General features: G+C 51.5%; 18 protein-coding genes. 1 reads left to right on the top strand and 17 read right to left on the bottom strand.

Annotated elements, in window-relative coordinates; all coding sequences use genetic code 11:
• The 15 genes from IE054_RS03700 to yceD all read right to left on the bottom strand — a co-directional run bounded on the left by IE054_RS03700 (position 1) and on the right by yceD (position 11,931).
• Entirely contained in the window at positions 1 to 705 is a 705-nt protein-coding gene (locus IE054_RS03700) for a hypothetical protein (RefSeq protein WP_189403704.1), read from the bottom strand.
• A 189-nt stretch (positions 706 to 894) separates the two neighbouring features.
• On the bottom strand, positions 895 to 1,452 hold the full coding sequence (locus IE054_RS03695) for a pyridoxamine 5'-phosphate oxidase family protein (RefSeq protein ID WP_189403703.1): 558 nt from the start codon (positions 1,450 to 1,452) through the stop codon (positions 895 to 897).
• Complete coding sequence (locus tag IE054_RS03690; RefSeq protein ID WP_189403702.1) at positions 1,452 to 2,234, bottom strand: TatD family hydrolase; 783 nt, start codon at positions 2,232 to 2,234, stop codon at positions 1,452 to 1,454. The genes IE054_RS03695 and IE054_RS03690 overlap by 1 nt, the downstream gene beginning before the upstream one ends.
• Positions 2,235 to 2,274: 40 nt before the next feature.
• Positions 2,275 to 3,153 carry a DNA polymerase III subunit delta' gene (holB, locus tag IE054_RS03685; RefSeq protein ID WP_189403701.1) on the bottom strand — a complete coding sequence of 293 codons (879 nt, stop codon included), beginning with the start codon at positions 3,151 to 3,153 and terminating at the stop codon, positions 2,275 to 2,277.
• Positions 3,153 to 3,770, bottom strand: a complete 618-nt coding sequence (gene tmk, locus IE054_RS03680; protein WP_189403700.1) for a dTMP kinase — start codon at positions 3,768 to 3,770, stop codon at positions 3,153 to 3,155. The genes holB and tmk overlap by 1 nt, the downstream gene beginning before the upstream one ends.
• An 8-nt stretch (positions 3,771 to 3,778) precedes the next feature.
• Positions 3,779 to 4,798, bottom strand: a complete 1,020-nt coding sequence (gene mltG / locus IE054_RS03675; RefSeq protein WP_189403699.1) for an endolytic transglycosylase MltG — start codon at positions 4,796 to 4,798, stop codon at positions 3,779 to 3,781.
• Positions 4,791 to 5,624 (bottom strand): aminodeoxychorismate lyase, encoded by an 834-nt coding sequence (gene pabC / locus IE054_RS03670; RefSeq protein ID WP_189403698.1) that lies wholly within the window; start codon positions 5,622 to 5,624, stop codon positions 4,791 to 4,793. Before pabC ends, mltG begins: the two co-directional genes overlap by 8 nt.
• A gap of 113 nt (positions 5,625 to 5,737) precedes the next feature.
• Positions 5,738 to 6,982 (bottom strand): beta-ketoacyl-ACP synthase II, encoded by a 1,245-nt coding sequence (fabF, locus tag IE054_RS03665; protein ID WP_189403697.1) that lies wholly within the window; start codon positions 6,980 to 6,982, stop codon positions 5,738 to 5,740.
• A gap of 80 nt (positions 6,983 to 7,062) precedes the next feature.
• Positions 7,063 to 7,302 (bottom strand): acyl carrier protein, encoded by a 240-nt coding sequence (gene acpP / locus IE054_RS03660; protein ID WP_044056889.1) that lies wholly within the window; start codon positions 7,300 to 7,302, stop codon positions 7,063 to 7,065.
• A 197-nt stretch (positions 7,303 to 7,499) separates the two neighbouring features.
• Positions 7,500 to 8,240 carry a 3-oxoacyl-ACP reductase FabG gene (fabG, locus tag IE054_RS03655; RefSeq protein ID WP_189403696.1) on the bottom strand — a complete coding sequence of 247 codons (741 nt, stop codon included), beginning with the start codon at positions 8,238 to 8,240 and terminating at the stop codon, positions 7,500 to 7,502.
• Positions 8,241 to 8,255: 15 nt separating this feature from the next.
• Entirely contained in the window at positions 8,256 to 9,179 is a 924-nt protein-coding gene (fabD, locus tag IE054_RS03650; protein WP_189403695.1) for an ACP S-malonyltransferase, read from the bottom strand.
• A 36-nt stretch (positions 9,180 to 9,215) separates the two neighbouring features.
• On the bottom strand, positions 9,216 to 10,181 hold the full coding sequence (locus tag IE054_RS03645; RefSeq protein ID WP_189403694.1) for a beta-ketoacyl-ACP synthase III: 966 nt from the start codon (positions 10,179 to 10,181) through the stop codon (positions 9,216 to 9,218).
• Positions 10,178 to 11,203 (bottom strand): phosphate acyltransferase PlsX, encoded by a 1,026-nt coding sequence (plsX, locus tag IE054_RS03640; protein WP_189403693.1) that lies wholly within the window; start codon positions 11,201 to 11,203, stop codon positions 10,178 to 10,180. Before plsX ends, IE054_RS03645 begins: the two co-directional genes overlap by 4 nt.
• Positions 11,204 to 11,223: 20 nt before the next feature.
• Positions 11,224 to 11,394 (bottom strand): 50S ribosomal protein L32, encoded by a 171-nt coding sequence (gene rpmF / locus IE054_RS03635; protein ID WP_189403692.1) that lies wholly within the window; start codon positions 11,392 to 11,394, stop codon positions 11,224 to 11,226.
• Positions 11,395 to 11,397: 3 nt separating this feature from the next.
• A complete protein-coding gene (yceD, locus tag IE054_RS03630; RefSeq protein WP_189403691.1) occupies positions 11,398 to 11,931 on the bottom strand; it encodes a 23S rRNA accumulation protein YceD in 534 nt (177 codons plus the stop codon).
• Positions 11,932 to 12,116: 185 nt separating this feature from the next.
• Between yceD and IE054_RS03625 the strand changes: the two genes are divergently transcribed.
• Positions 12,117 to 12,737, top strand: coding sequence for a Maf family protein (locus IE054_RS03625; RefSeq protein WP_189403690.1), 621 nt, complete (start codon positions 12,117 to 12,119; stop codon positions 12,735 to 12,737).
• Here the strand turns inward: IE054_RS03625 and IE054_RS03620 are convergent.
• A complete protein-coding gene (locus IE054_RS03620; RefSeq protein ID WP_189403689.1) occupies positions 12,734 to 13,384 on the bottom strand; it encodes an HAD-IA family hydrolase in 651 nt (216 codons plus the stop codon). The genes IE054_RS03625 and IE054_RS03620 overlap by 4 nt on opposite strands.
• On the bottom strand, positions 13,384 to 14,328 hold the full coding sequence (gene rluC, locus IE054_RS03615) for a 23S rRNA pseudouridine(955/2504/2580) synthase RluC (protein ID WP_189403688.1): 945 nt from the start codon (positions 14,326 to 14,328) through the stop codon (positions 13,384 to 13,386). The genes IE054_RS03620 and rluC overlap by 1 nt, the downstream gene beginning before the upstream one ends.
• Positions 14,329 to 14,649: the final 321 nt, after the last annotated feature.

The following is a 14,649-nucleotide window of genomic DNA, read 5'->3' as shown; positions in this document are numbered from 1 at the left end:
TTAGTTCCTTATCGCTGTATGAAATTTACAGCCTTCAGGAAGAAATATTGCCTGAAGTGGCGTTAAGAAAGTGAAGGTCAGCTCGCTTATTTCATCCTGTGTACTAAGGCGCGATATCTCGAAATAACTGTATGCTGTCTCGCCTTCGTTCCCTCTTAGCTCCAGTATTGGCGCCTGCCGATAGTGCCAGGTGCCTGCTTGTAAAGATGCAGACAATGATTCAGCCGCCGCCCCAGAAAGCGTGAACCGGCCATCTTCGTCCAGACTGAGCCGCATAGCGTGTGAACAACCCGTTAACTCGTAGTCTCCCACGATGTCCTGCTTGAATATACTGCCATTAAAATCATTAGGAAACAGCATCAGAGCGACGCTGTCTTTGTTATACCAGTGATTACCTTTCATCATCACCTGTTCAGCCTTAATGACAAATCCATTATCCGCCGCAATGTCGGCAACGATGTCTCTTGTCTGGGAATCACTCAGCATAAGTGAATACAGTAGTGTGTTGGCAGAAACAGACGTTGGCATCGCTAATTTGTTCACAGTCACGGCATAACCACTGTCATTAATCGCTTTTTTAAGCGCACTGGTATCTGACGCCGTCAGGTATTTAGCGTACAGGTGAACGCTTGGACGTGTTGAGCAGGCACTGACCATGGCCACAAGTAGCAGTAAGCAACACATGTTGCCAATGTACTTGGTCATGGTTGTGGGTGTCCTGATTTGCTTTGTTCGGTTTCCATATATTGCAAGCTTCCTGTACTGGAACTGTGGGTGTCCACTTTATTTATTACTTTAACTTTGTGGGTGTCCTGTTTGCACCCTCTAGGCGTGTTTTATAAGCGGTGGATGTGCTACTCCGAATGTTGGATCGGTGGGTGGCTTGCTGTGATGCTAAGGAATAATGGCGTGAGTTTCCCAACTGCCGTGGTCATCCCGAGTATGAATTTCACGTTGTTGCGGGTTGCCGCGCAAATTCAGGTAATCGACTTTGTCGACGTCAAATAACATGACACCAAAATGCGGTGGAGGTACGGAGAAATCGCCGTGACTTTTAAGGGGGTACGAGGGATCACGGGTCTCACCAGGCTCTCCCCAGAAAAACTGCTTTTTTCCGGCGTCGGACAGCTTGCACCAGTATTGTTGTACAAACTCACCGCCCTGCGATGCACTGAAGCGGCGACAGTGCGTAGTAAACCGGTACTGCTCACGGGTTTTAGTGAAGTACCAGCATATTTCTGCACGAGACGCTTTCTCAAGCTCAGGCCACTTTTGACTTCGGGTATCAGAGATAATGCTAAGTGCCGTTTCATCAACCAGACCGCGAAATACAACGGTACGACACTTCGGTGCCCCGTGGCTGTCCACAGTCGCCAGCTGAAAATAGCGACTCTCAGGCTGGCTACGGGTTTTGTGCAGACTTTTTGTCAGCTGCTGAAGCCAGGCGGGCACTAGGCGGCACCCGCTTTGCGAGTCAGCGAAAATAACCGGTAAAAGTTTTCGGTCGTTTGTCTGGCAAGAGCCTCAACGCTGATCCCTTTAAGCTCGGCAATAAATTCTGCCACTTCAACCACATAGCCAGGCTGATTCTGTTTACCCCGGTGAGGAACGGGCGCCAGCCAGGGCGAGTCGGTCTCAATAAGCAGCCTGTCTAACGGGATTGCTCTGGCAACGTCACGCAACGCTTTAGCAGAATTAAACGTAACAATTCCCGAAATAGATATATAGAAATCCATCTCCATCGCCGCTTCAGCCATTTCCAGACTCTCAGTAAAGCAGTGCAGCACCCCTTTTGTATGAGCCGCCTTGTACTGTTTCAGTAAGTCTAGCGTATCCTGACGCGCATCCCGGGTATGTATGATCAGCGGTTTATTCAGCGCATTGGCAACCTTAATATGATCAATAAACGACTGGCGCTGCACCGACTGGGTATCTTCACTGTAGTAGTAGTCCAGACCGGTTTCACCGATGGCCACAACTTCCGGACGACGCGCTTTCTCCAGCAGTTCATCATAACTGCAGGCATCTTCCTGATGCAGCGGATGAACACCACAGGAGACAGACACATCATCGAAATCTTTCACAGAGGCCAGCATGCTGTCATAGTCTTTGACTGACACGGCCACACATAAAAAGTGTTCAACACCGCGGTTACGCGCAAACTCCAGCGTCTGGTTAAGTTCATCATCAGTTTGTTTTAGCCTGTCTAAATGGCAATGTGAATCTACAAACAAAAAGGCTCCTTTCTTCGTTTACTCTACGTTTTTCTGTTATTTAAGCTGCAGCGAACTGCTCAAGTACGCCGCACAACACCACTGCTTTGTTAATCCCCGGATGCTGCAGCGATGCGATGGCTTGCTGACACCGCTCAAAACACGCCAGATCCTGACGTTGCTGGCGCTGACAATACGCTTTATACGCCTGCTGCTGACACCAGGTCACAATTTGACTGGCATTGTCCTGCCACTTCGTAGCAAGCGCCAGCGGGGTAATATCGCCGGTCATCAACTGCGCAAACCCGTCAGAATAGGCACGGAAAGACAGCGCATTACTGTCTGCTACTGCCGCCTGAACCCGCAATGGTGCGTAACCATATGCCTGCAATAAGGCTTCATCAACGTCCTCACAACCCTGCTCCTGCAGCCAGGCAAGGCTCTCAGATACTGCAGGAACACCCAGTTTATGTTTTTCACAACGACTCAAAATTGTCGGTAACAGACGCGTCAGCTTGTCGGTCAGCAAAATAATGAAGGTATTATTTGTGGGTTCTTCCAGTGTTTTCAATAAGGCATTGGACGCTGACTCGGTCATAGTATCGGCGCCTTTAATCAGTAACACTTTATTGTGTCCGAGCTGAGCCGTCGCACCGAGCGTTGCAATACCACCGCGTACGGCATCCACACCCAGCTGTTTTTCACTTTGCAACATATGAAAATCCGGATGCGTATTCGCGGCAAACAACTGACAACTCTGACAGCTACCACAGGCGCCTGACGTCGCTGTTTGCCGGCACAGTACCATTTGTGCCAGCGCCACGGCGAACCGGGCTTTACCAATCCCGGCAGGTCCCGCCAGCAACAGGGCGTGGTGAAGCCGCGCGGCCAGAAAGCGCCCCGTAAGCTGACCAAAAAGCGCATCAAACCAGGGCAGCATCAGGCAATAAACTCCTTAATACAACGCTTCACGTCAGCATGCACCTCTTCCATACTTTGCATCGCGTTAATCACTACAATACGGTCATCTTGCCCGGCCAGCTCCAGATACCGCGCACGGGTACGTTCAAAAAAGGCCAGCCCGGCCATTTCAATTCTGTCCAGTTCCCCCCGGCCGCGGGCACGTTCAAGCCCTACCACTGGATCAACATCGAGTAGCAGGGTCAGGTCTGGCGAAAACCCTTTCAGCGCCACCGCTTTTAGCTGCGCCATGATCTCCCTATCAATACCGCGACCACCACCCTGATAGGCCTGTGAGGACAGATCGTGTCGGTCACCCACCACCCATTCGCCGCGCTTAAGAGCGGGCTGAATGCGATTTGTCAGCAGCTGCACGCGCGCCGCATACATCAGCATTAGTTCTGTTTGTTCGGCTACCGTCTCCTGCCAGTTTTGCTTTACACAGTCGCGAATAGCCTCGGCCATGGGCGTGCCACCCGGCTCACGGGTTTGCTGCACCGTCTTTCCCGACGCAGTGAGAATGGCAGTGATGAGCGACATCACCGAACTTTTTCCGGCCCCTTCCAGGCCTTCTACTACAATAAACTTTCCCGACATCACTCTTCTTACTGGTTGGGCTTAACCTGAAACTCGTACACGGCCTTATTATGTTCCTCAAGCGTTGCCGAGAACTTATGACTGCCGTCTCCCTTCGCGACGAAATACAAATCCTCGGTCACCATAGGGTTAAGTGCAGCATCAATGGCGGCACGTCCTGCCATAGCAATAGGTGTCGGCGGTAAACCTGCTATTACATAGGTATTATAGGGCGTCTGCCCTTTCAGATGTGCCCGGGTGAGGTTACCATCAAACGCCTCTCCAAGGCCATAAATCACGGTAGGATCGGTCTGCAGGCGCATGTTTTGTTCAAGACGGTTCACAAATACCCCGGCAATGTGCGGTCGCTCGGCTGCTACTGCCGTCTCTTTTTCAATGATGGATGCCAGGATCAGGGCTTCATACGGGCTACTTAATGGCAACATGCCCGCCCGCTGCTGCCATGCTCTTTCCAGGTAAGCGGCCATGCTCTGCATCGCCCGCTTTAACAGTTCTGATGCGCGGGTATGGTAGGTAAAATGATAGGTATCGGCCAGAAACAGCCCCTCAACACTCATCAGCTCCTGCTCAGGCGCTAGCGGCCAGGCTGACTGAAGCTCGCCCAGCGTTTCTTCATCAATATCATAGTCGATGGCCTCATGCGCTTCTAACAGGGTTAACCATTGCGACAAACGCAGCCCCTCTATGAGCCCAATGTCAAACTGGTGCTCATCACCGGCAACCATACGCGCAATCGCCTGGGGCGTGGTCATGTCACTGCGTACCATGTAAGCGCCTGTTTTTATAGCTGTATCACCGGCAAAAAACTTCAGCCACAGTCGGTTGATAAGCATAGGTGTTTCCAGCCACCCACGCTCTGACCAGTCGTTCAGCACTGTCAGCGCACTATCTCCAGACTCAACCTGGTACAGCGTTGATTCAGGCAGGTTCAGCGGTCGCGTTAATTGCTGCTGCATATAATAAATACCTCCCGCTGCTGACAGTGCCATCAGCGCCAGAATGAACAACAATGCAACAACTTTACGCATAACTTTCCTTGTAATCGTGAGCGATAGCCCGCTGCAGCGCTGTAACCGGCATCAGATCAAAGCGATGGACTGTGCCCTTACTTTGCAGGCTTTTAACGGGCATAGCGGTCATAACTGCATTAGTCAGCATCACGGCCGTGGCATCATTAAGGTGCGCCGGTCCGAAACGGCCGACTTCGACCGGGACCTGATGGCTTGCCATCCAGTCCAGCAAAAAGCCGCGCATGACGCCGGCGACGCCGGACGATAACAGTTCAGGCGTAAACCAGGTCCCTTGTTTATACCAGAAAACATTGGCGGCACTGGCTTCTATCAGCGTTTCTTTATAATCCAGTACCAGCGCATCATCGCACTGCATGCTGGCAATCTCGGCTTTTATTAATACCTGCTCAAGGCGGTTCAGGTGCTTAATACCCGCCAGCAAAGGCTGCTCGGCCAGCCTGGTGTTGGCTATACCTAATGCCATCCCTGTTCTGGCAAGACGAGGATAGTGCGCTGGTAATGAGTGATAGCTGGCGTGAAAACTGGGCATTACCTCTTCATTGCGCGCATAACCGCGGCCGCCCTCGCCGGCTGACAGTAACACTTTTAACACCCCGGACCCGATTTTCGCTGCCTGCTCATCAAGGTGGCACTTCAAATGTGCCTGGTCAACAACAATACTCAGCCGCTCTGCATCACTTAGCAGACGTCGCTCATGATAGTTGCGCAGTGCAATTTTGCCATCCTCGACACACATGGTAGTAAACACACCATCACCATAGTTTGCTGCACGGTCGCTTAGCGCGAAGTGCGGCGTACTGGCGGTCGGGGAAGTCGTCATCATTGGCGGCCATCAGAAAAGGGTGAAGGATCTCGTAGGAGCAGAGTATATCAAGCTGTTGGCCACAAACAAGAAAGGCAGCGAATGCTGCCTTTTTATTAACCGCCTTTCAGCACCTACGCATCAGGCCGCTTGAAAATAAGCGAGCCATTGGTACCGCCAAACCCAAACGAGTTGCATAATGCAAACGCTTCAGAAAAAGGTTTCGCCTTGTGTGCAACAAAATCCAGATCGCAGCCCTCACCCGGAGAATCCAGGTTAATCGTGGGTGGCGCCATCTTGTCTTTCAGCGCAAGGATGGTAAAGATGGCTTCTACGGAGCCTGCCGCACCAAGCAGGTGCCCGGTCATTGACTTAGTTGAACTGACCAGCAGCGAATGAGCGTGCTCACCGAAAACGCGTTTAACCGCCGCAACTTCAGCCACATCGCCTGTCGGCGTTGAAGTACCGTGAGCATTCACATAGCCAATCTCATTACCGGCGATATCAGCATCACGCAAGGCGTTTTCCATAGAGGCTGCCGCCCCTTCGCCATCCGCCGGTGGCGACGTCATATGGTACGCATCGCCACTCATGCCAAAGCCAACCAGCTCGGCGTAAATTGTGGCGCCGCGCGCCTTTGCCGACTCGTAGTCTTCCAGCATCACAACGCCAGCACCCTCACCCATGACAAAGCCATCACGATCTTTGTCCCAGGGCCGGCTGGCCGCTTGAGGATCGTCATTGCGTGATGACAATGCTCTCGCCGCCGCAAATCCAGCAACGCCAAGCGGTGTAATGGACGCTTCCGCACCGCCCGCTAACATTGCGTCTGCATCACCGTAGGCAATGGTGCGGGCCGCAAGACCGATGTTATGCACGCCGGTTGTACACGCGGTCACCACATTCAGGTTTGGCCCTTTCAAGCCTTCCATAATCGACAGGAAGCCTGAAATCATATTGGTAATTGTCGATGGCACAAAAAACGGTGACACCCGTTTAGGTCCGCTGTTCATGAGCTTTTCATGATTTTGCTCAATCAGCTCCAGCCCGCCAATCCCCGATCCTATCGCCACACCGACACGGTGTGCATTATCAGCGGTGACAGCCAGTCTGGAATCACTTAGCGCCTGTTTACCCGCGGCCACGCCGAACTGGATAAACCGGTCCATCTTTTTAGTTTCTTTCTTTTCAATATAGTCTTGCGGGTCGAAATCATTGATTTGCCCGGCAAAACGAGTGGAATAGTTACTGCAGTCAAAATGGGTGATATCACCAATGCCGCTTTCGCCAGCCATCACTCTGCGCCAGGTAGACGCGGAATCTAAACCAAGTGGGGAAAGCATGCCAAGACCAGTAACCACTACGCGACGTTTTGTCACTTCAAGCCCTCGCATTGGAACTATTCAGGTGGGGATAAAGAAAACGGCCCCAGGGGAGCCGTTTTATTAAAGCACGTTATTTACGCGTCTTTGTTAGCGTTGATGTAATCAATCGCTGACTGAACAGTTGTAATTTTCTCTGCTTCTTCGTCAGGGATTTCAGTGTCAAACTCTTCTTCCAACGCCATTACCAGTTCTACGGTGTCAAGTGAGTCCGCGCCTAAATCGTCAACGAATGAAGCTTCTGGTTTTACTTCTTCTTCTTTTACGCCAAGTTGCTCAACAATGATCTTCTTAACGCGCTCTTCAATGTTACTCATAATTCTAGGTTTCCCTTAACGTCACTAGATAGTAAAAGTGCCGCTAGTTTATTTTGCGTAGTACTGCCTTGCAAGGTCCAGATAAAACTAATTTTCTGGTCAAACCAGCGACGACCGAAATTCTTAACTTACTATTTTTACATTCATGTTCAGGCAAATGCCAGCCCAAACCCGGTTAAATCCACGAAATTGTGGATTTAGTTCATATACATACCGCCATTCACATGAAGCGTTTCACCAGTAATATAGGCTGCACCGTCACTGGCTAAAAATGCGACTGTCGCGGCAATTTCTTCAGGCTGACCGAGACGATTGGCAGGAACATCTTTAAAGATCGCCTCTCGCTGGTCATCTGTCAACGCTTTCGTCATATCCGTATCAATAAAACCGGGCGCTACCACGTTAATCGTGATCCCCCGACTGGCCACTTCACGGGCCATAGATTTACTAAAGCCGATAACACCGGCTTTCGCGGCCGCATAGTTTGCCTGCCCCGCGTTACCGCTGACGCCTACGACCGAACCAATATTAATAATGCGTCCGGCACGTTTTTTCATCATTCCACGAAGTACGGCCTTAGATAAGGTAAAGATCGCAGTCAAATTAGTATCTATAATATCCTGCCACTCGTCATCTTTCATGCGCATGAGCAGATTATCGCGGGTGATGCCTGCATTATTTACCAAGATATCAACCCCACCAAACTCATCAGCGATGTGTTTAACGGCGGTGTCGACGGCCGTTTTATCGGTCACATTCAACGCCAGCCCTTTGCCGCCATTTTGTGTGAGATACTCACTGATCGCCGTTGCTCCATTATCGCTGGTCGCCGTGCCGATCACTGTCGCCCCAAGTGCCGCAAGCTGAGTGGCAATGGCTTTACCGATTCCACGACTGGCGCCTGTCACCAGTGCGACTTTTCCTTCTAGATGAAACATATGAATACTTTCCCGTTACAGCGCTGACACACCATCTGGCGTGTTCACCGCAATTGCTTCAATCGATTTATCAATACGTTTATTTAAGCCTGTGAGCACCTTGCCCGGCCCGACTTCGATAACCCGGCTGACACCTGCTGCGGCCAGGTACTCGACCGTGCGGGTCCACTGTACAGGGCAGTATAGCTGGCGAATTAGCGCGTCGCGAATCGCCTGAGGCTGCGTTTCAATATTAACATCAACATTATTAACAATGTTTATTGCAGGCGCATTAATGGTGATACTGGCCAGTGCCTCTTCCAGTTTATCAGCAGCCGGACGCATTAGCTCACAGTGCGATGGCACACTGACCGGCAATGGCAGTGCACGCTTCGCGCCTGCCTCTTTACAGGCATTACCAGCTTGCTCGGTAGCATGTTTTTCACCGGCAATGACCACCTGGCCCGGTGAGTTGAAGTTCACCGGGGCGACAACGTCACCGGTTGCAATTGCCGTTTGCTGGCAAATCTCTGCAATTTTTGCATCGTCAAGACCAATAATGGCAAACATGGCGCCTGCGCCTGCCGGCACGGCTTGTTGCATAAACTGGCCTCGTGCTTCAACTAACTTTACAGCATCGTCAAATGCGATCGCGTCAGCACACACCAGCGCAGAATACTCGCCAAGGCTGTGCCCGGCCAGATAATCAACAGTAAGACCCTGTGCCTTGAGCACCCGCCAGACGGCCACACTGGCTGTCAGCAATGCAGGCTGAGTAATCTGGGTCTCGTTTAATTTACCATCGTTATCGTTCTGTACCAGATCCCAGAGGTCATAGCCCAGTGCCTGAGAGGCTTCTGAAAAAGTATCAACTACAGAATCATAGTGCCCGGCGAGATCATTTAACATGCCGACACTCTGCGAGCCCTGACCGGGAAATACGCAGGCTGTACGAGTCATAACGTGTCCTTTTTCTTGTCTTTGTCGTTCAAATTTTTAATAGCGTACAAGTGCTGAGGCCCAGGCGAAACCACCGCCAAAGGCTTCCAAAAGCAGGTTCTGGCCGCGTTGAATCCGACCGTCTCTGATGGCTGTATCCAGTGCCGTTGGCACTGTCGCAGCAGATGTATTGCCATAGTTTTCAAGGGTTAAAACCACTTGCTCCAATGACATGTCGAGCTTTTTAGCGGTGGCTTTGATAATGCGGAAATTGGCCTGATGCGGTACCAGCCAGTCCAGATCGGATTTTGCCATGTTATTGGCGGCCAGCGTTTGTTCGACCACTTCTGAAAGTTTGGTGACCGCGACTTTAAACACCTCATTGCCTTTCATCACGCCCCAGTTCTCATGCACTGATGCTTCATCACCACGGGTAGGATTGCCGACATACAGCAAATCGCCATAAGAGCCCGCCGCATGAATATGCGTAGAAAGGATGCCGGGTTCATCTGACGCTTCAATGATAGTCGCGCCTGCTGCATCACCAAACAAAATCACCATGGTGCGGTCAGCCGGGTCGACCAGCCGTGACAGACAATCCGTACCAATGACCAAAATGCGTTTAGCCATGCCCGACTTGATATACTGGTCGGCCACACTTAACGCGTAACAGTAGCCTGCACAGGCGGCTGCCACATCAAAAGCAGGAATACCATCGAGATCCAGAATTCGCTGAATTTCGCAGGCCGTACTGGGGAGAGAATAACGTCCACTGGTCGTGGCGCAGACAATCATATCGATGGATTTAGGATCGATATCCGCCATTTCAAACGCTTTTTTACTGGCCTCGGCACCCATCGTCGCGGCAGTTTCATGTTCGCCGATAATACGACGTTCTTTTATGCCTGTGCGGTCTGTGATCCATTCATCACTGGTATCGACCATGACTTCCAGGTCAGCATTGGTGCGGACCTCGCTGGGATAATAACTGCCCGTCCCGATAAATCGTGAATATTTGCTCAAAGCTGCTCCAACAAAACCGTTTCTATCTTCGTTCTTATTTTGTCCGGCACCTGCATCTGTGCTTCCTGAATCGCCTGATTTATAGCGTAGTAAAAAGCATCGGATGAGGCGTTTCCGTGACTCTTTATCACAGTGCCGCGCAATCCTATCAGACTGGCGCCGTTATACTGGTCGGGGTTCATTCGATTGTAGATAGATTTTAGTAGCGGCAGGGCGATTTTACCGAGAATTCGGGTAAAGATATTTCGCTGCGACTGGCGTCTGACCTCGTGTACCACCAGTTTCGCCAGACCTTCACTGGACTTAAGCGCAACATTGCCGGTAAACCCGTCGGTGACTACCACATCGGCTTTATCGGTGAATATCTGATCACCTTCGACGTAACCAATGTAGTTTATGCCCGGTGCATTTTTAAACATCTGGTCAGCATGTTTAACCTGAGGATTACCTTTAATATCCTCTTCGCCCACATTCAATAGCGCCACGCGCGGTGATTCGATGCCTTCTACCTGCTGAGCCAGTACCGAGCCCATCACCCCGTACTGAAACAGGATCTCCGACGTACAGTTCACATTGGCACCGAGATCTAATAAAAAGACTTTATGGTTGCTGGCCGTTGGCATGGCTGAGACCAATGCCGGACGGTCAACGCCCGCCAGTGTTTTTAACTGGTAATAAGCCAGGGTTAGCAGTGCCCCGGTGTTACCGGCACTGACGCAGGCACTGGCTTCGCCACTGTCGACCAAGTCCAGTATGCGGCGCATGGACGATTGCTTTTTGTTGCGAAGTGCCGAGGTGGGCGGTTCACCCATGTCAACGACCTGTTCGCAATGAGAAACCGATACACGCTGACGTTCAGCGTCATTGAGCTGTGCAATCGCAGGGGAGATAATGTCCTGATTACCGCAGAGAATAAACTGGCAATCGGAGTGCGTGCGGATAGCTTTTAGGGTGGCATCAAGAATAACAGGGGGACCGTGATCGCCCCCCATGATATCTAACGCAATGGTTAGTGTAGACAACGTCTTGTCACCAACAATAATTAGTCAGCGATGACTTTCTTGCCTTTATAGTAACCGTCTGCGGTTACGTGGTGACGACGGTGTGTTTCACCTGACGTTTGATCGACAGACAAAGTCGCGCCTGTCAATGAGTCGTGTGAACGACGCATACCACGCTTAGAACGCGTTTTACGATTTTGTTGTACTGCCATAACTTACTCCTGGTCTCGCTTAAGTTCTTTCAAAACCGCGAAAGGGTTTGGTTGCTCTTGCTCCGACTCAATCTCGCCAAACTGCATGTCATCCTGGCCAACTGAACACGCCTCCTCTGCATGAAGGGCGACAATAGGCAAAGACAAAATCAGCTCGTCTTCAAAAAGTTGAAGTAGTTCGATCATTCCATGGTCGTCAACTTCTACCGGATCATAAGCTTCGGGTAACTGCTCAAGTTCAAACTGTGACTGTCCCTGCACCGGACTGTAACAGAAATCAACATGAAGCGGATGAGCGAACTCACCGTTACACCGCTGACAGATAAGTGTGACCTGTGTTTCCAGGTAACCGTGAAAGACAGTAAGACCCTGCGCGTCTTTTTCAAACTGTATTTCTGCGGTAACCCAGTCATCACTACTGACCACTGCCCCGCACAGTCGTTCCATATCTTTGGTGGCAAACACGCCCGAATAATCGGAACGCTTAACCGCACTTTTTACCGGATCAACCGAATGGGGAAGTTTCACTTTCTGCATAGGGCGCGCATAATAATGGTTAGCCCCTGCACTGTCAAAGGTTTAATCGCGAAATGCCGGACAAAAGCTGGCTATTTTTCACACAGCGGTTCATGGTTCGTTTAACTGCTCCTGACGACTACGCACTGAGCTGCTACCCTGCTCAATCCTTTATCGGTCTACGTATACGTTTTAGCGGAGAAAACATGGCACCTTTAATCCTTGCATCCGGCTCACGCTATCGTCAGCAACAATTTCGGGCGCTTGGCATTGACGTTCAGTGCATTGCGCCAGATATTGACGAAACACCGTTTCCCGACGAATGCCCCGCTGCGCTGTGTCAGCGACTGGCCGACGCCAAAGCACACAAAATAGCGACGCAGCACCCTGATGCCCTGGTCATCGGCTCTGATCAGGTGGCATTGATTGAAGGCAGCGAACCTGCGCAGGTGCTGGGTAAGCCGCATACTCACGAGAATGCCGTAAACCAGTTAAAAATGTGTAGCGGCGCCGCGGTGTCGTTTTATACCGCTGTGAGCCTGCACTGCCAGTCACAGAACATCCGTACGACTCAGATGGAGCCAACCCGGGTCATTTTTCGGGCGTTATCAGATACCGACATTGAGCGCTACCTGCTTTGCGAAAAACCGTATGACTGCGCGGGCAGTTTCAAATCAGAAGGGCGCGGTGTCTTACTGTTCGAGCGCATTGAGACCCGTGACCCCAATGCGCTTATCGGTTTACCTGTGATGCTGGTTCGTGACATGCTTGCCAGTCATGCTGGCGTTGATTTACTGGCCCTTGCGACGGCGCAAGCAACGGGCTAAGGCAACCTCAGACGTGCGTGAAGCTCGTCAATTGAATGCACAATGGCAACCGGATGGTGTTGCTCTAAGTGTACCTGAGCATGCACGCCGTAAGACACGCCTATGCGATCCATCCCCAGTGCCTGCGCCATTTGCATATCATAAACCGTATCGCCCACCATTACCGCATCCTGCGGCTGCATAGCCAGTTCATCAAGTAACTGAGAGAGCATGTCCGGCGACGGTTTAGACTCGGCATCGTCGGCGCAGCGCGACGCCGTAAAATAGTGCCCGGTACCAGTATTGCTCCAGGCCCGGTCCAGCCCCCGCCGCGCTTTTCCTGTGGCAACGGTCAATACCCTGCCCTGCGCTTTCAGGTCGGTCAGCATGGCTGGCACACCATCAAACAGTGGGCAGGGCGTCGCGTCCTGCTCAACAAAGGCATGCTTGTAGGCGTTAACCAGTCGCTCGGCGAGAAATTCGTCACTGATGCCAAACAACTGCATGATGGCAGGCTTAAGGCTGATCCCGATAATATTGCCAACCGCTTCACTGTCCGGGACGGGCACCGCACATTCACGCGCGGCAATCTGCATACAGTTTACAATTTTGGCGGCTGAATCCATCAGCGTGCCGTCCCAGTCAAAAATAATCAGTTTGTACGACATTACGAAATCTGTTCCAGCGTGTGTGAAAGCGTGTCATCAAGTGGCGCTGTAAATACGACCGGCTCATCATTGCGCGGATGCAGTAACGTCAGACTGCTGGCATGCAAGAACAGCCGGTTTAATCCTGTTGCTTTAAGCGAAGCATCAAAGGCCGTATCACCGTATTTGGGGTCGCCGGCAATCACATGGCCTGCATGCTGGCAGTGCACTCTGATTTGGTGCGTTCTGCCGGTTATCGGCGACGCTTCAATTAAGGTGGCACTGGTGTAGCGCTGAAGAACCCGGAAACGGGTCTCAGACGGCTTACCATCGTCACTGACTGACACCATACGCTCGCCCGATTGCAGGGTATTCTTTCTAAGTGGCGCTTTCACTTTGAAACGCGTTTGTGGCCACTGACCTGCAACCAGTGCCTGATAGCGCTTGTCCATTTTCCCACTTCTAAGCTGTTCATGCATGTGACGAAGCGCCGAGCGTTTCTTAGCAATCACCATACAGCCGGAGGTGTCGCGATCGAGTCGATGAACCAGCTCCATGAAATGCGCATTCGGGCGCAGCGCCCGCAAGCCTTCAATGAGTCCGAAACTGAGCCCACTGCCACCATGCACGGCCGTACCGGACGGTTTGTTTATCACCAGCAGCCGCTCGTCTTCATACAGGATGCATGATTCCAGCGCCGCCACTTTGTCCAGCTTGGGTGACGGCGCAGGCGCACCTTCACTGACCCGGACTGGCGGAATACGCACGGTATCGCCCGCATTAAGTTTATATTCCGGTTTGACGCGCCCCTTATTGACCCGCACTTCGCCTTTACGCAGGATGCGGTAAACCATGCTTTTTGGCACACCTTTTAACTGCGTTCGCAGATAGTTGTCGATGCGCTGGCCCTGCTGGTCATCGTCAATAGTGACAAACCGTACTTTTTGGTGGGTGTCTTGTTTCATGGCGCGCAGTATACATCAAGGGAGGGTGTGAACAAGTCTATCCCTTCCCTGAGTCGCTGTCACAGAGGTTTATATTAATTACGGCTATCATCTATTCTGCGCTTGCCTGTAACGCACCTTTGATGCGATAATCGCGGCCTTAACAGCATGACATAAATACGCTGTTAATTCGGTTTGAACACAATTGTCAGACGAAACGAAGTAATACCCGCTAAAATACACGACACGAAGAACATACTGTTCCCTGGTCAGGCCCCGTCGTTAAGCCGGATTTACCGGATGACGCCGCCATCGAGATATCACGGTATTACAACGACAATA

The organism is Alteromonas halophila, assembly GCF_014651815.1.
Classification (GTDB): domain Bacteria; phylum Pseudomonadota; class Gammaproteobacteria; order Enterobacterales; family Alteromonadaceae; genus Alteromonas; species Alteromonas halophila.
Note: the sequence above shows the minus strand (reverse complement) of the source record. Positions and strands in the feature narration are given on the sequence as shown.